Consider the following 21,165-nt stretch of genomic DNA (forward strand, 5'->3'; position numbering starts at 1 on the left):
GAACTGTAATAAAACAAATCACTGCTATGATGAAACACACACTATTAATTAAAGATTGGCTCAGTTCATTTTTGTCCCTGCTTTTTCCTCGTTGTTGTCTGGTCTGTGGCAGACCATTGGCAAAAGGGGAAGAATGTATTTGTACAATGTGTAATATAAATTTGCCGCGTACCAATTATCATCTTCAGGAGGATAATCCGGTGGAACTGCTTTTCTGGGGGAAAATACCTTTGGAACGGGCTACTTCTTTTTTCTTTTATCGGAAAGGTAGTGATTTTCGTCAGATTCTTCATCTACTTAAATATGGCGGACGGAAAGAATTAGGAGCGACTATGGGACGATATATGGCGTCGGAACTTTTACCGTCCGGGTTCTTCAAGGGAATAGACGTGATTATTCCGGTTCCGTTACATAAGAAGAAGCAACAACTTCGTGGTTATAATCAAAGTGAATGGATTGTCCGAGGGATTGCTGCTGTGACAGGGATATCCGTAAATACCGAATCTATTATTCGCAGGAAGAATACAGAAACTCAGACACGTAAGTCTGCTTTTGAACGCTGGGAGAATGTGGATGGTATTTTTGAACTTCATTCTTCTGAACCTCTTCAAGGAAAGCATGTACTGGTTGTAGACGATGTGCTGACAACAGGAGCTACTACTGTAGCCTGTGCCTCTGCATTAATGGAAGTACAAGGGATACGAATTAGTATATTGACTTTGGCTGTAGCAGAGTAATAATTTAAGAGGAAGAGGGGTATATTATAATAAAAAGAATGTATCTTTGTCCCATACCCCCCAAAAAATCTTTTTGAATTATGAGAATAAATAGGGAACTAGGTGTCTGATATCTGGAAGATTAATACCATTAAAAACACAAATATGGAAATGAACGAATACATTCCTCGTCCGCGAGATACACAAGGGATTGAATTGCCGGAGTCATTGAAAGGATTGTCCGAAGCAATGGCTGCTCATACACATGAGTTATGGACGTATCAGCAATATTTGAAAGGTTGGAGATATGCTCCGGAGAATGATAATAAGGAAAAGAAAACGCCTAAAATGGTGCCTTATGACAAGTTGCCTGATGTGGAAAAAGAGGATTCTCTTATGGCTGCTACAGAGGCTTTAAAATTCATTTATTTAAATGGATATGAGATACAGAATAAAAAGAATGAAACGAATTACAATCCGGTAAAGAAAGGCTGGAAGTGGGCCACTGTAATTCTTATATTCTTTTTTCTGCTAGTATTGGCTTTTGTAGCTTTGGGGGCAGTTAAGGTATGCATAGGTACGTTCCCTTCCACGAATGAAGTTTATATGAGTATTATATATCTAGTCATAGCATGTGCTTTTTTATTGGGTATAACAAAGATTATCTTAAAACTGATTGCTTTATATACGGATGTCCTGCGTAAAGAGCATGAAGTGTTGAGTGAACTTTATACTGAAGAACAAAAGAAGGAGATTATTCGGAAGAATAAGAACCGAATTTGAGTTACTACTAAAACTGTAATATGCAATGATTTCTATATTTAGGCTTTTGTCTTTGCATTTTGACCGTTCTTTTTCGGGAAAAGGATGGAAACAATTGTCTTGGCTATTTGGCATTATACTGTTGGTGTTTGTGCTTATCTTTGTGATGAGTCTGGCTTATAATTGGGCTAATCCTTCAGCTGAGCAACTAGCGTCTGATGAAGTTAGTGCTCCATTGGGAAGATTATTTCAGTTAATTTGTCTTTTCATTGATCCCGGTAATATTAATAATGTACCTCCCTCTTTTCGCTGGTTTGCACTAGTGGTAGTGATAATTGGTATGCTGCTTTTTACGGGACTGCTTATTTCGGTGGTTTCCAATATGTTGGAAAGAAGAGTGGAACGTTTTCGTGAGGGAGACATTGACTATCAATTGAGAGATCATGTCGTAATTATCGGTTTTGATGAGATGGTGCCAACGTTAATTCAACAGATATGTTCAGATCCTCATTATGGGCAATGCTATATATTAGTGCAAAGTACCTGTCCGGCTGTGGATATTAGAAATAAGGTACATACTCTGTTGGATACTAAAAATGAAAGTCGGATTGTGGTACTACATGCCCGTCGGGATTCAAAGGAGGAGCTTTATAAACTTCACACAACCCAGGCTCGTGAAGTGTTTCTTATCGGTGAACGAGATGAGCATGATCATGATTCACTTAATATCGATTCTCTAAAAAAAATAGTTTCTATTCACGAGAAGAAAGAAGGTTGTCCGATGATCCCTTTTACTGTAATGTTTGAGTATCAAACGACTTTTGCAGCTTTCCAGCTAACGGATTTGTCTGTGGAATGGCGAAAGTATATAGAATTTCATCCTTTCAACTTTTATGAAGAATGGGCTAAAAAGCTTCTCGTCAGCCGTTGCTATAATAAGGGGGATAACCCCATTATTTATCCTTCTTTAGATAGAGTTCCCATTACAGAAGATAGTTCGAAGACGGTACGATTTGTCATTATTGGTATGAGTCGAATGGGGATTGCTCTTGGTGTGGAGGCGGCTCACTTATTGCATTTCCCCAATTTTTGCAGGGATAATAAATATAAAAGTGTGATTACTTTCATAGATGATCAGGCCGATACGGAAATGAACTATTTCCGTGGGAGGTATCAACATTTTTTTGAAATAGCACCTGCTATATATAAAGAGGTAAACCAAGAAGGAGGACTGGATATTCAGATACTTTCTCCAACAAAATTTGAAGGTACGGATGCTAATTTTCTGGATATTCGGTTTGAGTTTATCAAAGGGCGTGCCGAAAGCGAGGTTATACAGCAGCAATTGAACCAGTGGGCTTCCCCCGAGAGTAATGAGATCCTTACTATTGCAGTCTGTTTGAACTATCCTCCTCAAAGTGTTGCTATTGGGCTTTATTTGCCTGATAACGTTTTCGAAAATAATATCCCGGTATTTATCCGGCAAGAAACATCCAGTGCATTGCTTAGTATGTTGAGCAGCCGGAAAGATGAGGAAGAATGCCAATATCATAAATATTCGCACATTTATCCTTTTGGTATGATGGATAATTGCTATGATCTTGACCGTAGTGGAATGGAAAAGGGAATGGTTATTCATTATATCTATGAGTTTTTTAATACTTATGGTGTCTTACCTGAAAGTTGTCCGGGCATGGAACGTTTGAAGAAAAGCTGGAACGAGCTGTCTGTAGCTAAACGGTGGTCCAATTTGTATAGTGCCTGTTCTATTGATTATAAGTTACGGTCTATTGGTTGGGATGGTAAGAGTGATATATCACTGACTTCTGAGCAAATTGAACTATTGGCTCGGGTGGAACATAATCGTTGGAATGTAGAAAAGTTACTTCTTGGTTTTAGAAAACCAACTGCTGATGAGATGGAGATTATTGCTAGTAGTAAAGCAAAGAAGGATGAATTTAAAAATGAACGGTTTGTGCACCCGGATATCTGTTCTTATGAAGAATTGCCGAAAAGTTCGAAGGACTATGACCGATGCATTGTTAAAGGAATATCGGGTCAGTCCGAAAATCCTGTGGGTATGTTATGTTAATACGCGAAAGTAATCTATCTTTGCGGTTAGATTTTAACAACAACAATCCAATGAATTCTAGTCGCACCCTACATAAGTTACTACGAGTCATCTTCCCCGAAGTTTTAATGGAGTATTTTGAGATTTCCGGTTGGCATGACGACTCTGCCAAGATCGAAGTTTGGCTTGATGAAAAGAACTACCTGGAACGTTCCGATTACAAGAGTGGAACTGTGATTTCACATGGTTTTACAGATGAGAAAGTTATCCAGGACTTTCCTCTTCGTGGCAAACCGGTTTATCTCCACGTAAGACGTCGCCGCTGGTATGACAAGGCTAGCGGGGAAACGTTTTCCTATACCTACGATGATCTTACTGCCGAAGGGACGAAACTCACTCCTGAGTTCGTTGCTTTTTTAAAAGAAGAAGATTGAAACTACGGCGGCCAGTATAAGCTCCATAGCAGATGCTTATGGGGTAAACGGTAAACAGTTAACTTCACAGTACAAGGAGTTTATCAGTGCATACAGACAGTGGGACCAGTTGGATCATGCTTCAGACTATGTCCTGTTCAAGCAGAACCTGGGTCCCAGCCTTTGTATTGACGAGACTTCCTTGAGCTGCGGAGAATTATATACTGTTGTCACTAACCGTGCGGGGCGTGGTGGCAGAGGCACCCTTGTGGCCATGATACGTGGCACGAAGTCTGAAGACGTCATCAAGGTGCTTGAAATGATTCATGTCTCCAAGCGCAAGACGGTCAAAGAGGTCACTTTGGATCTTTCGCCGACCATGATGCGGATTGTCCGAACGGCTTTTCCCAACGCCACTATGACCAATGACCGGTTTCATGTACAGAAGCTCTTTTATGAGGCAATTGATGAACTCAGGATTACTTATCGCTGGATGGCACGGGATCTGGAGAACGATGAAATTCAGCGGTGCAGGGAGCAGGGTATAGAGTATGTTCCGTTTCGATATGCCAATGGCGATACCCGTAAGCAGTTGCTGGCCAGGGCTAAACATCTACTTGTCAAGCATTTTAGCAAATGGACTGAATCCCAAAGAATACGTGCGGAAATCATATTCGAACAGTATCCGGAATTGAAATCAGTTTACGACTTGGCTATAGAGTTGACCAATATATATAATAAGCACTATGACAAGAATGTGGCACGTGGAAAGCTTGCCTTGTGGTACAATAAGATAGAAAAGCTTGGATACGGATGTTTCAGAACCGTAACGAATACCATGCAGAACTATTATGAAACAATACTAAACTATTTCGTTAACAGAGAAACGAATGCATTTGCAGAATCATTCAATGCAAAAATCAAAGCCTTCAGAGCACAGTTTAGGGGAGTCGGAGATATACCTTTCTTTATTTTTAGATTATGCAAACTAACTGTGTAAATTTAACATACCCACAGGATTTTCGGACTGACCCGGAATATCTCTTGTCGTGAATTACCGGAAGTCAGTTCAATAAAATAGTTTAGGAGTCTGATCTTATGAAAATATAAAGCCACCCAAATAAATAGGTGGCTTCTTTATTGCTCTTCCTCTTGGACTTGAACCAAGGACCCTCTGATTAACAGTCAGATGCTCTAACCGACTGAGCTAAGGAAGAATATTTGCAACTGAGATTTTGAACTTTGCTCTTCCTCTTGGACTTGAACCAAGGACCCTCTGATTAACAGTCAGATGCTCTAACCGACTGAGCTAAGGAAGAATGTTTTTCTCAATTGCGATGCAAAAGTAATAGGATATTTTGAAATATGCAATATCTTTGCAAAAAAAATATTGAGAATGGACAAAATAATAGGATTGGGCAACGCCCTAGTAGACGTACTTGCAACCCTGGAAGATGATACACTCCTAGATGAAATGGACTTACCTAAGGGTAGCATGCAACTAATAGATGATGCTAAGTTACAGCAAATTAACTCCAAATTCTCTCAGATGAAAACACACTTGGCAACCGGCGGATCAGCAGGGAATGCTATACTTGGACTGGCTTGTCTCGGAGCGGCAACAGGTTTTATAGGAAAAGTGGGAAATGATGATTATGGAAACTTTTTTCGTGAGAATCTGAAGAAAAATACGATTGAAGACAAATTGTTGATCTCTGAACAACTGCCTTCGGGCGTTGCTTCTACTTTTATTTCTCAGGATGGTGAACGCACTTTTGGTACTTATTTAGGAGCTGCTTCCAGTTTGAAAGCGGAAGATCTGACATTGGATATGTTTAAAGGTTACTCATATCTTTTTATTGAAGGGTACTTGGTGCAGGATCATGAAATGATTCTTCATGCTATTGAATTGGCTAAAGAAGCCGGATTGCAGGTTTGTCTGGATATGGCGAGCTATAATATTGTGGCCAATGATCTTGAATTCTTTTCTCTATTAATAAATAAGTATGTAGATATTGTTTTTGCTAACGAAGAGGAAGCGAAAGCATTTACAGGTGAAGAACCGGAAGACGCGTTAAGAATAATAGGAAAGATGTGCAGCATTGCCATCGTAAAAGTTGGAGCAAACGGTTCATATATTCGTAAAGGAACAGAGGAAATAAAAGTTTCTGCTATTCCTGTCGAAAAAGTAGTGGATACTACTGGTGCCGGTGATTATTTTGCTTCCGGATTTTTGTATGGTCTTACTTGTGGATACTCTTTGGAGAAGTGTGCTAAAATAGGTTCTATTCTCTCGGGAAATGTTATCCAAGTGATTGGAACTTCGATGTCAAAGGAACGTTGGAATGAAATTAAGTTAAATATTAACAAGGTTCTAGCAGAATAACCAAGGATTGAGTTATTTTTACGTCTTATTTTAATGAAAGGAATATGAAAAAATTGCTGAATAAGCGGATAATCGTCGGTCTGGTAGGCGTAATCGCTGTGGTTGCTTTCTTTAGTTTCAAGAATGGAGACGACCGGAATTTCCAGCTTGCTAAGAATCTGGATATATTCAATGCCATTGTGAAAGAGTTGGATATGTTCTATGTAGACACCATTGATCCCAATAAAACGATTCGCCAAGGTATTGATAATATGTTGTTGTCTTTAGATCCTTATACGGAATATTTTCCTGAAGAGGATCAGAGTGAATTGGAGCAGATGGTCAAAGGAAGTTTCGGAGGAATCGGTTCGTTGATAACTTATGATGTGAAGATGAAACGTTCTATGATCGCGGAACCATTCGAAAATACTCCTGCTGCTAAAGTAGGATTAAAGGCTGGAGATATCTTGCTGGAAATTGATGGTAAGGATCTTGCCGGAAAGAATAATGCCGAAGTGAGCCAAATGCTTCGTGGAGAAGCAGGTACTAGCTTTAAATTAAAGATAGAACGTCCCAACGAAAAAGGTGGACGTACTCCCATGGAATTTGATATTGTACGTGAGTCGATCCTGACTCCTCCTATTCCATATAGTACTTTGATGGAAAATAACGTGGGGTATATCAGTCTGAGTACATTCTCGGGTAATCCTTCGAAAGACTTTAAGAGAGCATTACTGGACCTGAAAAAGCAGGGAGCCACTTCCTTGGTAATTGACCTTCGTAACAATGGTGGTGGGCTTTTGGATGAAGCAGTAGAAATAGCCAACTATTTCTTGCCTCGTGGAAAAGTCATTGTAACTACAAAAGGAAAGATAAAACAAGCTAGTAATACCTACAAGACCTTACGTGAACCATTGGACCTGGATATTCCAATTGCTGTATTGGTAAATAGTGGAACGGCTTCTGCATCGGAAATCTTATCCGGTTCTTTGCAGGATTTGGATCGTGCTGTTATTGTGGGTAACCGTACTTTTGGAAAGGGATTGGTTCAAGTTCCCCGCAATCTGCCTTACGGTGGAACGATGAAAGTGACTACTTCTAAGTATTATATTCCGAGTGGACGCTGTGTGCAGGCTATTGATTATAAACATCGTAATGAGGATGGAAGTGTGGGTACAATACCGGATAGTTTGACGAAAGTGTTCTATACGGTAGCAGGACGTGAAGTACGTGACGGGGGCGGTGTAATGCCGGATATTGTTGTAGAGCAAGAGAAGTTGCCAAATATTCTGTATTATCTGATGCGTGATAACCTGATATTCAACTATGCTACTCAATATTGCTTGAAGCACCCTACAATTCCTTCTCCGGAAGAGTTTGAAGTGACCGATGCTGATTATGATGAATTTAAGGCTATGGTTAAGAAGGCTGATTTTAAATATGACCAGCAAAGTGAAAAGATCCTGAAGACTCTGAAAGAAGCTGCTGAGTTTGAAGGTTATATGACGGACGCTTCTGAGGAATTTACCGCATTGGAAAAGAAGTTGAATCATAATCTTGATCGTGACTTGGATTATTTCTCCAAAGATATCAAACCGATGATTGCTTCTGAGATTATCAAACGTTATTATTTCCAACGTGGAGGTATCATCCAACAATTGAAAGATGATAATGATCTGAAAGCGGCATTGAAAATATTGAATGATCAGGTAAAGTATAAAGAGATACTAAGTACGCCGGCAGCAAAGAAATAAGTTTTTATTGCTATATCAATAATATAAAAGACGATGGATAGCTAGATTCAACTATCCATCGTCTTTTATTTACCTGTATAATTATTAATATGCTTTCGGCAAAGTGAAATAAAAGGTCGTTCCTTTCTTTTCTTGGGAGCGTAACCAAATGCGTCCTCCCATTCGTTCTACTAGCATTCTACAGAGAGTTAGTCCCAATCCTGTTCCTTGAACGAAATTATTGATTTTACCGAACCGTTCAAAAATGGTTGCAGCTTTTTGAGCCGGAATGCCAATACCGCTATCTTTGACGTAAAATTCTACGAAGTTTTCTTTCTCTTGACAACCGAAATGTATTTCTCCTTTGATCGTGAATTTCGTTGCATTACTGAGTAAATTACTAATCACTTGGGTGACCCGTTCAGAATCACCCAATACGTAGGTATTTGCTATTCCATCATCTAGGATTAACTTTACTCCATCATGAGTTTTAGAGTTGTATTGTTGTTCTAGTTGAATACAAATCTCCAATAACCTGATAGGGTGAATCTTGAACTTAAGGGAATCTGATTCCAAAGCGGATAAATCCAGAATATCACTGAATAAATTAAGTAATAACTCTGAGTTTTTTTCAATGATTGCTGAATATTGTTTCTTTTCCTCCGGGTTATTAGAGGTCGCTATTAATTGTGAGAATCCTACAATTGAGTTGAGAGGAGTACGAATCTCGTGGCTCATGTTGGCAAGAAAAGCAGACTTCAACCGGTCGGCTTCTTCCGCTTTGATACGAGCTTTATCCAACGCTTTTTCTGTTTCCCATTGCTGTGAAATATCCCGACACATACATAGTAAGTATTCATTGTCTAACGGGAAAATACGATTTTCAAAATGGTGTATGACACCATTTACCGTCAAATTATGTCTGGAAGTAGAACTTTGTTTTGTGCGTATCACTTTCTCCATGTTCTGGCGTACGCTTTCGTAGGCTTCTTTCGGAATGATATCTTTTACATTTGAATGGATAATACTTGTTGCCGTCGTTCCTTCTACATGATTGGTAGCCGGAGAAGAAGCTAGTTCTATAATATCTCCATTATGGTCAAAAACCGTCAGCATATCGGGCAAAGCGTCCAATATACGCGTACAATATTTGTCGCGAAAACATTCTTGTCCGGAAGATAATCGAGAAGAAAGGCTTTCTACTTCGCTTTCTAACTGATTTATTATTTTCAACAGCTCTTCTTTTGTCTTGTTTTCATAGTGCTCCATAGCAAATGGATTATAACTGTATAAATGTTGTAGAATATGTGTAACTTGTTGCAAATATAAAACAATATTTTAATAATATATCTTCCCCTCCAAGTTATTATTTGATAAAAAAGCCGAATAGCTTTTGTCCTACCAATCAGAATGTTCTATCTTTGTAACCATTATATATTAAATGATTTACAATATGTCTACAGAATTATTCTCTACTCTGCCTTATAAAGTGGCAGATATTACGCTTGCTGACTTTGGACGCAAGGAAATCGATTTGGCAGAAAAAGAAATGCCCGGGCTTATGGCTCTTCGCGAAAAGTATGGAGAATCCAAACCACTGAAAGGTGCCCGTATCATGGGATCATTGCACATGACCATTCAAACGGCTGTTCTGATTGAAACGCTGGTTGCATTGGGAGCTGAAGTCCGTTGGTGCTCTTGTAATATATATTCAACACAGGATCATGCTGCGGCTGCTATTGCTGCTTCAGGAGTAGCTGTGTTTGCTTGGAAGGGGGAAACACTGGCTGATTATTGGTGGTGTACATTGCAAGCATTGAACTTTGCCGATGGTAAAGGACCGAATGTAATTGTGGATGATGGTGGCGATGCTACGATGATGATTCATGTAGGTTATGAAGCTGAAAATAACTCGGCTGTTTTGGATAAGGAAGTACATGCAGAAGATGAAATTGAGTTAAATGCCATATTGAAGAAAGTATTGGCTGAAGATAATACTCGTTGGCATCGTGTTGCTGCAGAAGTTCGCGGTGTTTCAGAAGAAACGACTACCGGAGTACATCGTCTTTATCAAATGCAGGAAGAAGGGAGACTTTTGTTCCCGGCTTTTAACGTGAACGATTCTGTAACAAAATCTAAGTTCGATAATTTGTATGGTTGCCGCGAATCATTGGCTGACGGTATCAAGCGTGCTACAGATGTGATGATTGCCGGTAAGGTAGTTGTGGTGTGCGGATATGGTGATGTAGGAAAAGGATGTGCTCATTCTATGCGCACTTACGGAGCGCGTGTGTTAGTGACTGAGGTTGATCCAATCTGCGCTTTACAGGCTGCTATGGAAGGCTTTGAAGTCGTAACAATGGAAGATGCATGTACAGAAGGTAACATTTTCGTGACAACAACAGGAAATATTGATATTGTTTGTATCCATCATATGGAAAGAATGAAAGATCAAGCGATTGTTTGTAATATTGGACACTTCGATAACGAGATTCAGGTAGATGCTTTGAAACACTATCCCGGCATTAAGTGTGTCAATATCAAGCCACAAGTAGATCGTTATTATTTCCCGGATGGACATAGTATTATTCTGTTGGCAGACGGTCGTTTGGTAAATTTGGGCTGTGCTACCGGTCACCCGTCATTTGTGATGAGTAACTCTTTCACTAATCAGACTTTAGCTCAAATCGAACTGTTCAATAAGAAATATGATGTAAATGTCTATCGTTTGCCGAAGTATTTGGATGAAGAAGTGGCGCGTTTGCATCTTGAGAAGATTGGGGTGAAACTGACAAAACTCACTCCTGAGCAAGCTGCTTATATCGGTGTGTCGGTAGATGGGCCGTATAAGGCTGATCATTATAGATATTAGTCAGTTTCATTTATTATTCATTATTATGAAGAAAATCCTTCCTGATTTGATTGCCATTCTGGCTTTCGTTATTCTTTCTTTTGCCTATTTTTTCCCAGCGGATATTGAAGGACGTATTCTCTTTCAAAATGATTCGGTTGCCGGAGTAGGTGGTGGCCAAGAAGCTACCGAGTATTTGCAACGTACCGGCGAACGTACTCGTTGGACAAACTCTCTTTTTGGAGGTATGCCTACTTACCAGATGTCTCCGAGTTATGATTCAACCAAGCCATTGAAATGGGTGGAAGCGGTCTATCATTTGTATCTTCCGCCTTATGTAGTGCTGACATTTATTATGATGCTTGGCTTCTATATACTGCTCAGGGCATTTGGAATATCGGTTTGGTTGTCGGCTTTAGGAGGTGTTATCTGGGCTTTCTCGTCCTATTTCTTCATACTGATATCGGCAGGACATATTTGGAAATTTATAACCCTTGCATATATTCCGCCTACGATTGCCGGTATTGTGTTGGCGTATCGTAAGAAGTATCTGCTGGGAGGAATCATTACTGCCTTGTTTATAGCACTTCAGATACAGGCAAACCACATACAGATGAGTTACTACTTTATGTTTGTAATCCTGTTCTTTGTTGGAGCTTATTTCGAAGATGCATATAAGAAGAAAGAATTACCTCACTTTTTTAAAGCCAGTGCTGTATTGGTATTGGCAGCAGTGATAGGAGTCTGTGCAAATCTTTCCAATCTATATCATACGTATGAGTATAGCAAAGAAACGATGCGCGGTAAAAGTGAACTGAAACATGAAGGGGCAGCCGCAGCAAATCAGACAAGTAGTGGCCTGAACCGCGATTATATCACACAATGGAGTTACGGGATAGGTGAAACACTGACATTGCTGGTGCCGAATGTCAAAGGGGGAGCATCTGTTCCTTTGTCAAGGAATGAAACGGCAATGGAAAAGGCAGATCCGACATACAGTAGTATTTATTCTCAACTGACACAGTATTTTGGTGATCAGCCGATGACATCCGGTCCGGTTTATGTAGGAGCATTTGTACTGTTTCTGTTTATTCTGGGTTGCTTTATTGTGAAAGGACCTTTGAAGTGGGCATTGCTAGGCGCGACTATTTTCTCCATTTTGCTTTCGTGGGGAAAGAATTTCATGGGGCTGACGGACTTCTTTATAGACTATATGCCGATGTATAATAAGTTCCGTGCGGTTTCTTCTATTCTGGTGATTGCCGAGTTTACTATCCCATTGCTAGCTATTTTTGCATTGAAAGAGGTGCTGGCAAAACCGAATATTTTGAAATTGAAGGAGAACCGGACAGGATTAATTGTCAGCTTGGTATTAACGGCGGGTGTTGCTTTAATTTTGGCAGTTGCACCGGGAATATTCTTCTCTAATTATATTCCGGCTCAGGAGATGGCTGCTTTGCGACAAGGGATTCCGGCAGAACATTTATCTCTAATTGTAGCTAATTTGGCTGAAATGCGAAAAGCATTAGTGACTTCGGATGCATGGCGTAGTTTCTTTATTATAGTAGTAGGATGTGCGTTGTTATTCCTTTATTTGCAAGAGAAGTTAAGAGCTTCCTTGACGATAGCAGGTATTGCAATCCTTTGTCTGGTAGATATGTGGAGTGTGAATAAGCGTTATTTATACGATGAAGAGTTTATTCCCAAATCCCAAAAGACAGATGTCTTCCGTAAGAGTCAGGCAGATGAAATAATTCTTCAGGATACTACTTTGAATTATCGTGTATTGAATTTTGCAACGGATACCTTTAATGAAAATAATACCTCTTATTGGCATAAGAATGTAGGTGGATATCACGCTGCAAAATTGCGCCGTTATCAAGAAATGATCGAACATCATATTTCTCCGGAGATGCAGCAAACCTATCAGGCGATAGCTGCCGCCGGCGGGGCTATGGATAGTGTAGATGCTTCTAAATTCCGGGTACTGAATATGTTGAATACGAAATATTTCATATTCCCGGCTGGACAGAAAGGCGAGACAGTACCTGTAGAGAATCCTTATGCTTACGGCAATGCTTGGTTTGTTGATAAAGTTCAGTACGTTGATAATGCTAATGAAGAAATAGATGCACTGAATGATATTTCCCCGATAGAAACTGCTGTGGTAGATGTGAAATTCAAGGAGAATCTGAAAGGGGTAACAGAGGGGTATAAAGATTCTTTGTCTGTGATCCGTTTGACAAGTTATGAACCGAATCGTTTGGTTTATGAGACCTCTTCTGCCAAAGACGGGGTCGTTGTCTTCTCTGAAATTTATTATCCGGGTTGGCAAGCAACAATTGATGGGCAACCGGTAGACATAGCTCGTGCTGATTATATTCTGCGTGCCATGAATGTTCCGGCCGGTAACCATACAATTGAAATGTGGTTTGATCCGCAAAGCTTACACTTGACAGAGAGTATAGCATATGCTGCCATGGCTTTGTTGTTGATTGGTGTGATGTTATTTGTGTGGTTGAAAAGAAAACAATTAGCCAAAAAGTGAATAAAACGCAGAATAAAGATTCTTATGGCATAATAAGAACTTTTTTGTTATCTTTGTTCTGCATAAATTCTTTTTAATCGGAAGGAAACTTGTTCCTTCGAGGACTAAAATGTGTTTTTGTAGGAAAGGGATTATAACCGCAAGTCCTGATTATAAAACCGGAACCTTTGATTATATAATCAAAAGTTTCAGTTATATAACCGGAGCTTGCGGTTATAGTTTTATATGAGAGAAAGATAAGTTTTCTCCTAATAGAGAGTAAGTTATCTATAGGTAAAGGATAAGTTTGCTATTATAGAAAGACATGTTTTATATGAATGCCCAACAGATAATGCACAGAAGATGACTATATGAAGTCTAGGAAAATAAAAACGGCTCCTTTCCTCACGAAGAGAGCCGTCTTGTATTCACTAAAAAATTATGAAAACAAAAAACTGTTTTTACTTATTTATTGAGTGTAGATTATATGCCATTGTGATTTTGTTCCCTTCTTGGGCGGTTATCGTTTGATTTTCTCATTTGAGCCGCTTTGGCGCGATTGGCTTCTTGTTCCGCTTTCCACTTCTCATATTGTTCGGTGGTCAGAATCTTCTTTATTTTTTTATCTTTAGCTTCTGCCGCCTTTTTTAGAGCTTTGGCGGAATCATCGTCTAATTGCATTCGTGGTCTTTCTCCCATTCTACCGGGAAATCCACCTTCTCTTGCCATCGGAGGTTCACCTCCACCCATAGGCATGGGAGAAGGACGTCCTCCCATGCCGAATCCTCCTCTCATAAATGAACCTTGGTTTTCTGCATTTTGCATCAAATTAAAGCGTTTCTTCTGTTCTTTCAGATTAAGTTTATAAATCTTGTTATATTGTTTTTCAGTTAGTTGCAATGACCTCTGCATCTGTTCCGTTATTCGCGTTGCTATCTTTTCCGGATTAGCCACTTCGTGGGGAAGACGTTTTTCCTGTTGTTGATTGGCTTGAGATTCGGGTGCTTCTTGTGCAGTTGCAAGGCCGGCAAGGGTCATAAAGCATATCATGGTCCCAACAATTTTCATGCTATTTTTCATATCTGTTATCTTTTTAATTGATTTTATTGAATCAAAGTTAGGCAAATATAGGAATTGAGAAAAATAAAATCGACCGGAGACGAGGTTTTGTCTATCAAAGGTGATAGAAATGATTTATTCGAACGATCTCCATTCATCTAAGTAATCTTTGTACAAGGTTTACTTTCAAAATGGGATAAGAAAATAGTTAAGGACTTCTTGGATGCATATATGATCCCAACTGTCTCTTCTTGAGAAGCACCCTCAATAAGAAGCAGTTGGGATGATCACCTTATAATATAGTACGTTAGGATAAGATTTCAGATGTAATTAGCTTTGGTAGAATATTATTCTTTCTCTCCATAAGCCAAGTCACCTGCATCTCCCAATCCGGGTACAATATAAGAATGCTCGTTGATTTCAGGGTCGATGGCTGCACACCAGATCGTTGTCTTGTCTTTCGGAAATACATTCTTTATATGATCAATAGCTTGTTGGCTGGCAATAATAGAAGCAATGTGGATTTCTGAAGGATGGCCTTTGGTCAGCATAGCCTGATAACTTAACTCCATACTACTGCCTGTTGCTAACATTGGGTCTGTAATTATCAATGTTTTTTCGTCAATACGTGGAGAAGCTATATATTCAATATGTATATCAAATTTTAGCTTGTCTTTATATTTTCTATATGCAGAGACGAAAGCATTTTCTGCTTGATCGAAGTAGCTTAGGAAGCCTTGATGAAAAGGTAATCCGGCACGAAGAATAGTACTGATAACTATTTTATTATCCGGGGTGCTGACCGGGGAGATCCCTAGAGGAGTCTGTATGTTTTTTACTGAATATTGTAACTCCTTGCTTATTTCGTAAGCCATAACTTCTCCAATTCGCTCGATATTGCGGCGAAAACGCAGGCGGTCATTCTGAACTTCTACATTTCTTATTTCAGCAACATATTGGTTTAGAATGGAATTTGTCTGGCTAAAATCAATTACTTTCATTGTATATTATTTAATTGTTATTTAATCTTATATTCATCATATTGATGACGTACTGCCTTGCAAAGTAAATGATAATCTTTCAAATTGCAATATTCAGTTTGCAGATATTGTTAGGAATTTATAAAAGAGATTCTATTAGGGAAAAATTTCTCTAATAGCTTCTTGCTTTTCAAAGAAAGTATTACTTTTGCCCTCGGATTATAAAAGGAGTACCCAAGACTCCTCCATGTTAAGGTAAAAAAAGAGATAATAAACGAAATACCAATTTAAATTAATTCAAAAGAAAATGGCAAATTTAGATTTGAGCAAGTACGGAATTACAGGTGTAACTGAAATCCTGCACAACCCGTCTTATGATGTTTTGTTCGCTGAAGAAACAAAACCAGGTCTTGAAGGCTTTGAAAAAGGTCAAGTAACTGAATTAGGCGCTGTTAATGTGATGACAGGTATCTATACCGGTCGTTCTCCTAAAGATAAATTCTTCGTTAAGAATGAAGCTTCTGCTGATTCTGTATGGTGGACTTCTGACGAATACAAAAACGACAATAAACCTTGTACTGAAGAGGCTTGGGCTGATCTTAAAGCAAAAGCTGTAAATCAATTGTCTGGCAAACGTTTGTTTGTTGTGGATACTTTCTGTGGTGCTAACGAAGCTACTCGTATGAAAGTTCGTTTCATCATGGAAGTGGCTTGGCAGGCTCACTTCGTAACTAACATGTTCATCCGCCCGACTGCTGAAGAACTTGCTAACTACGGAGAACCTGATTTTGTATGTTTCAACGCTTCTAAAGCTAAAGTTGATAACTACAAAGAACTTGGCTTGAACTCTGAAACTGCTACAGTTTTCAACTTGAAGACTAAAGAACAAGTTATCTTGAATACTTGGTATGGTGGTGAAATGAAGAAAGGTATGTTCTCTATCATGAACTACATGAACCCACTTCGTGGTATTGCTTCTATGCACTGCTCTGCTAACACAGATATGGAAGGAACTAGCTCAGCTATCTTCTTCGGTTTGTCTGGAACAGGTAAGACTACTTTGTCTACTGACCCGAAACGTAAATTGATCGGTGATGACGAACACGGATGGGATAACGAAGGTGTATTCAACTATGAAGGTGGTTGCTATGCTAAAGTTATCAACTTGGACAAAGAAAGTGAACCGGATATCTACAATGCTATCAAACGTGACGCTTTGCTTGAAAACGTAACTGTTGCTGCTGATGGTAAGATCGACTTCACAGATAAGAGCGTAACAGAAAACACTCGTGTTTCTTATCCTATCTACCACATCGAAAACATCGTTAAACCGGTGTCTAAAGGCCCTCATGCTAAACAAGTTATCTTCTTGTCAGCTGATGCATTCGGTGTATTGCCTCCGGTATCTATCCTGAACCCAGCACAAGCTCAATACTACTTCTTGTCTGGATTTACTGCTAAATTGGCTGGTACAGAACGTGGTATCACTGAACCGACTCCGACATTCTCTGCTTGTTTTGGTGCTGCTTTCTTGTCATTGCATCCAACTAAATATGCAGAAGAGTTGGTTAAGAAGATGGAAATGACTGGTGCTAAGGCTTACTTGGTAAACACTGGTTGGAATGGTTCTGGCAAACGTATTTCTATCAAAGATACTCGTGGTATCATCGACGCTATCCTTGATGGTTCTATCGATAAAGCTCCTACTAAGGTGATTCCTTTCTTCGACTTCGTTGTTCCTACAGAACTTCCGGGGGTTGATCCGAAAATCCTTGACCCACGCGACACTTACGAATGTGCTTGTAAATGGGAAGAAAAAGCAAAAGACTTGGCTGGACGTTTCATTAAGAACTTCGCTAAGTTTACAGGTAACGAAGCTGGTAAAGCTTTGGTTGCTGCTGGTCCGAAACTCTAATTTATTGGATTCAGATATGAGAAGGCGGTTCCGAAAGGAACCGCCTTTTTCTGTATTGATAACTTTCATCTCTATGAGTAATCTCCGTAGGTAAGGAATGAAAGTAATAACTTGTAAATATGTAGGTTATGTTGTATCTTTGTGTAGACATGATATAAACCAAATTACTGTAATATGAGAAAACTACAATCATTTCTTTGTTGCCTTATTCTTCTGTCCATAGGGCTTTCTGCGAATGCAAAGGAGCGTGTATATGATATGTCTAAATTGGGACTGAAGGCTGATAGCCGAAAAAATGCCAGTCCTGTTTTGCGAAAGGTGATCGCAAAAATAAAAGCTGAGTGTGAAGTTGGTGACGAGATCGTTCTGAGATTCTCTGCTGGAAGATATGATTTTTATGAGACGGGGGCGGATGTGCGTGAATACTATATATCCAATCATGATCAAAGTAATCCCAAAAAGGTGGGAATAGCATTGGAAGATTTATCCAATTTAGTATTGGACGGGCAAGGGGCTGAATTTATTTTTCATGGAAGAATGATTCCGTTGTCTTTGTTACGTTCTGTCAATTGTACTTTAAAGAATTTCAGCATTGACTTCGAAAATCCGCATATTGCACAAGTAGAAATCATTGATAATACTCCTGAGCATGGAATTACTTTCAGACCGGCTCCATGGGTGAAATATCGGATTAGGAAGGATTCGGTATTTGAAAACTATGGTGACGGTTGGCAAATGCAGCCAGGTAGCGGTATTGCTTTTGAGAAGGGAACGAAAAGGCTGGTATATAAAACGAGCGATTTACATTGTCCGACTAAAGGGATCAGGGAAGTTTCTTCTGATTGCCTGAACGCTCCTCAGTGGAAAGATAAGCGTCTGATTCCGGGGACAGTGGTTGCAATGAGGACAGGAGAACGACCTACACCGGGAATCTTTCTGTCTCATGATGTGAACACTACATTGCAGAACGTAAAGATACATTATGCTGAAGGCATGGGATTATTGGCACAACTTTGTGAAAATATAACTTTAGATGGATTCAGTGTTTGCCTGAGGGGAGAAAACGATCTGCGCTATTTTACTACTCAAGCGGATGCGACCCACTTTTCCGGTTGTAAAGGAGTGATTGTTTCTCAAAATGGGCTTTATGAGGGAATGATGGATGATGCAATTAATGTGCATGGCACCTACCTGAAAGTCATTAAGAGACTGGATGATAATACTTTGGTAGGACGCTATATGCATAATCAGGCATGGGGATTTGATTGGGGATACCAAGGTGACAGTGTGCAGTTCATCCGCTCGGAGACTATGGAAATTATTGAAGGAGTGAATCATATTGTTTCTATTCGTCCATATGATAAAGAAGGGGTTCAGGGTGCCCGTGAGTTCTGCATTACTTTTCAAGAACCGATCGATCCAATGATTAATGAAAAGGCTGGTTTTGGTATTGAGAATTTGACTTGGACTCCGGAGGTGTTTTTTGCCAATAATGTAATACGTAATAATCGTGCTCGCGGGAGTCTGTTCAGTACCCCCCGAAAAACAATTATAGAAAATAATCTTTTTGATCATACTTCAGGAGCAGCCATTCTTTTATGTGGTGATTGTAATGGTTGGTTTGAGACCGGTGCTTGCCGTAATGTGCTTATTCGTGGAAACCGTTTTGTAAATGCCCTTACTAATATGTTTCAATTTACGAATGCTGTTATTTCTATTTATCCGGAAATTCCTAATCTAAAAGATCAGCAGAAGTACTTCCATGGAGGGAAAGATGGAGGAATTGTCATCGAAGGAAATATATTCGAAACTTTTGATGCACCTATATTATATGCTAAGTCGGTAGATGGTTTGATTTTCCGCAATAATACAATAGTTCAAAATTCCGATTATAAACCATTCCATTGGAACAAAAGCCGATTTTTACTGGAACGGGTGACCAATGTGAAGATAATGGAAGACTGATACACAGATGACAAAATTAATATTGATAGAACATGAGATTGTAGACCATCATCATTGGCTGACTTCACGACAGTTTACTGATGTGTAGCTATTTCTCAAGTGACTTTGTTTCAGTTTTCCTGATAACATGGAAATGGAACCTTCATCCGATTTTGTTAACTTTGTTTGGCGGGTTCTGTAGGACTAATTTTATATTGAGGATTAAGAATTCATTGTTCTCGTATTATAATATAATTGTTTATGACATATCTGGATACCGATAAGCAAACTTGCATAGATCTTAGTATAACGGATGGCGTACAGGACGAACAAGCCCTTTCTTCTTTGTTTCTGAAAACGGAAACGAAGCAAGGGAAATCTTTAATGATGGAATGGATTATGTATCCGTTGAGTGACTGGGAAATGATCTGTAAAAGACAGAAACTTATAGCTTGGGGGGCACTACCGGAACTTCCTTTGAATGAGGAAGAGTTGGACTTTATCGAGTATTACCTGAGTTATCGTGACCAGATTAGGGAGGCGAATGTTATAATGTCTTGTGCTACAATTATTGATCGTCTTGTGAGGTATGATTCTCAACGTTATGTCGTTTGTAGAGGGGTTAAACTTATAGTTCGAATGTTACATCATTTGGAAAAGTGGATTACAGAGCAACAGGAAATTGTACCGCAACTTTGGAAAGATATGATTGATTTGGTACAGGATATCTTGCATGGAACTGAACTGAAAAATGTCTTGCAACAGGCGTTTGATAAGGATACCCGATTCTCCAATTATGTGATAGATAAATATGATTATTTATTTCGATGTACCCGCTTGCTATCTTTGAAAGAGTTGCTGTCAGTTATTTATACGTTGGACGTTTGCCGTACTGCTCATCGGATTGCTGAAGAAAAAAATCTTTGTAGCACTCCAAAGGTGGTTTGGAGCATGGATTTCTCGGTAGAAGGAGTAGTACATCCTTTTGTGAAGAATGCGCAAGAAAATGATTGGGAAATGTCCCAAGGTAATATCTGTCTTTTTACGGGATCCAATATGGCGGGGAAATCGACTACGTTAAAAGCATTGACTCTGGCTGTCTGGTTAGCGCATTGTGGATTACCTGTTCCAGTAAAATCAATGGTTTGTCCTCTATATGAGGGCATATATACTTCAATCAATTTGCCCGATTCTTTGAGAGACGGACGAAGTCATTTTATGGCAGAGATACTTCGTATTAAAGAGGTGTTGGAGAAAGCGGGAAAAGGTAAGAGGTGCTTAGTCGTGTTGGATGAAATGTTCCGTGGCACAAATGCGAAGGATGCTTTTGAAGCTTCTGTTGCGGTAAATGAGATATTAAAAGAATTTGCTAATTGTCATTTTCTTGTTTCTACGCACATTCTTGAATATGCGAAAGCATTTGAAAAAGATAGTTCTTGTTGTTTTTATTACATGGAGGCGGAAATCAAAGAAGATTGTTTCGTCTGTCCTCATCGATTGCGGAAAGGTATCTCGGAAGCAAGAGTAGGTTATTGGTTGGTGAAAAAGATATTGAATTTGTAAAAGCTGAATAATTAACTTGATGTTTTGTTAGTGGATGGTATATGGTAACTTTCATCCCTTTAATGAGTGAATCATTAGTGGGAATGGCAGAATTTATATTCTTCATGTTAACTATTTTAGCTGCTGTGTCTAACACATAGGATTTAGTTTATTGCTATCTTGTTGTGAGAAGCGAATAAGATGCCAAGAATGGATAAATATTATTTTCATAAATACAATTTGTTTTGTTGGTCATAAATACATCTTTTTCTTTTTAAAGAAAAAAA

General features: G+C 39.2%; 15 protein-coding genes and 2 tRNA genes. 12 read left to right on the forward strand and 5 right to left on the reverse strand.

The genetic code is table 11. The features are described 5' to 3' along the window. The first annotated feature begins 29 nt into the window (after window positions 1-29). The 5 genes from CZ225_RS02875 (at window position 30) to CZ225_RS02895 (ending at window position 4,962) form a co-directional block, all read left to right on the forward strand. Window positions 30-737 (forward strand): ComF family protein, encoded by a 708-nt coding sequence (locus CZ225_RS02875; RefSeq protein WP_077155667.1) that lies wholly within the window; start codon window positions 30-32, stop codon window positions 735-737. 144 nt (window positions 738-881) lie between these two features. Continuing rightward, entirely contained in the window at window positions 882-1,499 is a 618-nt protein-coding gene (locus CZ225_RS02880) for a RyR domain-containing protein (protein ID WP_077152924.1), read from the forward strand. A gap of 25 nt (window positions 1,500-1,524) precedes the next feature. Further along, window positions 1,525-3,570 carry a hypothetical protein gene (locus tag CZ225_RS22920; RefSeq protein WP_083714564.1) on the forward strand — a complete coding sequence of 682 codons (2,046 nt, stop codon included), beginning with the start codon at window positions 1,525-1,527 and terminating at the stop codon, window positions 3,568-3,570. Between the two features lie 50 nt (window positions 3,571-3,620). Then, on the forward strand, window positions 3,621-3,983 hold the full coding sequence (locus tag CZ225_RS02890; RefSeq protein WP_077153107.1) for an ISAon1 family transposase N-terminal region protein: 363 nt from the start codon (window positions 3,621-3,623) through the stop codon (window positions 3,981-3,983). Between the two features lie 25 nt (window positions 3,984-4,008). Beyond that, window positions 4,009-4,962 (forward strand): ISAon1 family transposase, encoded by a 954-nt coding sequence (locus CZ225_RS02895; protein ID WP_449374842.1) that lies wholly within the window; start codon window positions 4,009-4,011, stop codon window positions 4,960-4,962. A gap of 143 nt (window positions 4,963-5,105) precedes the next feature. Here CZ225_RS02895 and CZ225_RS02900 read toward each other — a convergent pair. Both CZ225_RS02900 and CZ225_RS02905 read right to left on the reverse strand, forming a co-directional pair. Then, window positions 5,106-5,179 (reverse strand) — tRNA-Asn (locus tag CZ225_RS02900). A 28-nt stretch (window positions 5,180-5,207) separates the two neighbouring features. Continuing rightward, window positions 5,208-5,281 (reverse strand) — tRNA-Asn (locus CZ225_RS02905). A 77-nt stretch (window positions 5,282-5,358) separates the two neighbouring features. On the opposite strand from CZ225_RS02905, the gene CZ225_RS02910 reads away from it, so the two are divergent. Together CZ225_RS02910 and CZ225_RS02915 are read left to right on the forward strand one after the other, a co-directional pair. Continuing rightward, window positions 5,359-6,348 carry an adenosine kinase gene (locus CZ225_RS02910; protein WP_077152926.1) on the forward strand — a complete coding sequence of 330 codons (990 nt, stop codon included), beginning with the start codon at window positions 5,359-5,361 and terminating at the stop codon, window positions 6,346-6,348. A 44-nt stretch (window positions 6,349-6,392) separates the two neighbouring features. After that, window positions 6,393-8,081, forward strand: a complete 1,689-nt coding sequence (locus CZ225_RS02915; RefSeq protein WP_077152927.1) for a S41 family peptidase — start codon at window positions 6,393-6,395, stop codon at window positions 8,079-8,081. Between the two features lie 84 nt (window positions 8,082-8,165). On the opposite strand, the gene CZ225_RS02920 is transcribed toward CZ225_RS02915, so the two are convergent. Further along, window positions 8,166-9,329, reverse strand: coding sequence for a sensor histidine kinase (locus CZ225_RS02920; protein WP_077152928.1), 1,164 nt, complete (start codon window positions 9,327-9,329; stop codon window positions 8,166-8,168). A 184-nt stretch (window positions 9,330-9,513) separates the two neighbouring features. On the opposite strand from CZ225_RS02920, the gene ahcY reads away from it, so the two are divergent. Beyond that, complete coding sequence (ahcY, locus tag CZ225_RS02925; RefSeq protein ID WP_077155669.1) at window positions 9,514-10,932, forward strand: adenosylhomocysteinase; 1,419 nt, start codon at window positions 9,514-9,516, stop codon at window positions 10,930-10,932. A gap of 25 nt (window positions 10,933-10,957) precedes the next feature. Continuing rightward, window positions 10,958-13,459 (forward strand): YfhO family protein, encoded by a 2,502-nt coding sequence (locus CZ225_RS02930; protein WP_077155670.1) that lies wholly within the window; start codon window positions 10,958-10,960, stop codon window positions 13,457-13,459. A gap of 462 nt (window positions 13,460-13,921) precedes the next feature. Here the strand turns inward: CZ225_RS02930 and CZ225_RS02935 are convergent, their stop codons facing one another. Further along, window positions 13,922-14,518 carry a hypothetical protein gene (locus CZ225_RS02935; protein WP_077152929.1) on the reverse strand — a complete coding sequence of 199 codons (597 nt, stop codon included), beginning with the start codon at window positions 14,516-14,518 and terminating at the stop codon, window positions 13,922-13,924. Between the two features lie 326 nt (window positions 14,519-14,844). Further along, entirely contained in the window at window positions 14,845-15,498 is a 654-nt protein-coding gene (upp, locus tag CZ225_RS02940) for a uracil phosphoribosyltransferase (protein ID WP_077152930.1), read from the reverse strand. 286 nt (window positions 15,499-15,784) lie between these two features. On the opposite strand from upp, the gene pckA reads away from it, so the two are divergent. The 3 genes from pckA to CZ225_RS02955 all read left to right on the forward strand — a co-directional run bounded on the left by pckA (window position 15,785) and on the right by CZ225_RS02955 (window position 20,899). Beyond that, entirely contained in the window at window positions 15,785-17,392 is a 1,608-nt protein-coding gene (gene pckA, locus CZ225_RS02945) for a phosphoenolpyruvate carboxykinase (ATP) (protein WP_077152931.1), read from the forward strand. Window positions 17,393-17,566: 174 nt separating this feature from the next. Next, a complete protein-coding gene (locus CZ225_RS02950) occupies window positions 17,567-19,357 on the forward strand; it encodes a right-handed parallel beta-helix repeat-containing protein (protein ID WP_077152932.1) in 1,791 nt (596 codons plus the stop codon). A gap of 240 nt (window positions 19,358-19,597) precedes the next feature. Continuing rightward, on the forward strand, window positions 19,598-20,899 hold the full coding sequence (locus CZ225_RS02955) for a MutS-related protein (protein WP_077152933.1): 1,302 nt from the start codon (window positions 19,598-19,600) through the stop codon (window positions 20,897-20,899). Window positions 20,900-21,165: the final 266 nt, after the last annotated feature.

Source organism: Bacteroides bouchesdurhonensis (assembly GCF_900155865.1).
Lineage (GTDB): Bacteria > Bacteroidota > Bacteroidia > Bacteroidales > Bacteroidaceae > Bacteroides > Bacteroides bouchesdurhonensis.

What these genes read in the sequence shown, in the direction of transcription:
- CZ225_RS02875 (WP_077155667.1), top strand. Translation starts at nt 30, where the DNA reads ATGAAACACACACTATTAATTAAAGATTGGCTCAGTTCATTTTTGTCC.
- CZ225_RS02880 (WP_077152924.1), top strand. Translation starts at nt 882, where the DNA reads ATGGAAATGAACGAATACATTCCTCGTCCGCGAGATACACAAGGGATT.
- CZ225_RS22920 (WP_083714564.1), top strand. Translation starts at nt 1,525, where the DNA reads ATGATTTCTATATTTAGGCTTTTGTCTTTGCATTTTGACCGTTCTTTT.
- CZ225_RS02890 (WP_077153107.1), top strand. Translation starts at nt 3,621, where the DNA reads ATGAATTCTAGTCGCACCCTACATAAGTTACTACGAGTCATCTTCCCC.
- CZ225_RS02910 (WP_077152926.1), top strand. Translation starts at nt 5,359, where the DNA reads ATGGACAAAATAATAGGATTGGGCAACGCCCTAGTAGACGTACTTGCA.
- CZ225_RS02915 (WP_077152927.1), top strand. Translation starts at nt 6,393, where the DNA reads ATGAAAAAATTGCTGAATAAGCGGATAATCGTCGGTCTGGTAGGCGTA.
- CZ225_RS02920 (WP_077152928.1), bottom strand. Translation starts at nt 9,329, where the DNA reads ATGGAGCACTATGAAAACAAGACAAAAGAAGAGCTGTTGAAAATAATA.
- ahcY (WP_077155669.1), top strand. Translation starts at nt 9,514, where the DNA reads ATGTCTACAGAATTATTCTCTACTCTGCCTTATAAAGTGGCAGATATT.
- CZ225_RS02930 (WP_077155670.1), top strand. Translation starts at nt 10,958, where the DNA reads ATGAAGAAAATCCTTCCTGATTTGATTGCCATTCTGGCTTTCGTTATT.
- CZ225_RS02935 (WP_077152929.1), bottom strand. Translation starts at nt 14,518, where the DNA reads ATGAAAAATAGCATGAAAATTGTTGGGACCATGATATGCTTTATGACC.
- upp (WP_077152930.1), bottom strand. Translation starts at nt 15,498, where the DNA reads ATGAAAGTAATTGATTTTAGCCAGACAAATTCCATTCTAAACCAATAT.
- pckA (WP_077152931.1), top strand. Translation starts at nt 15,785, where the DNA reads ATGGCAAATTTAGATTTGAGCAAGTACGGAATTACAGGTGTAACTGAA.
- CZ225_RS02950 (WP_077152932.1), top strand. Translation starts at nt 17,567, where the DNA reads ATGAGAAAACTACAATCATTTCTTTGTTGCCTTATTCTTCTGTCCATA.
- CZ225_RS02955 (WP_077152933.1), top strand. Translation starts at nt 19,598, where the DNA reads ATGACATATCTGGATACCGATAAGCAAACTTGCATAGATCTTAGTATA.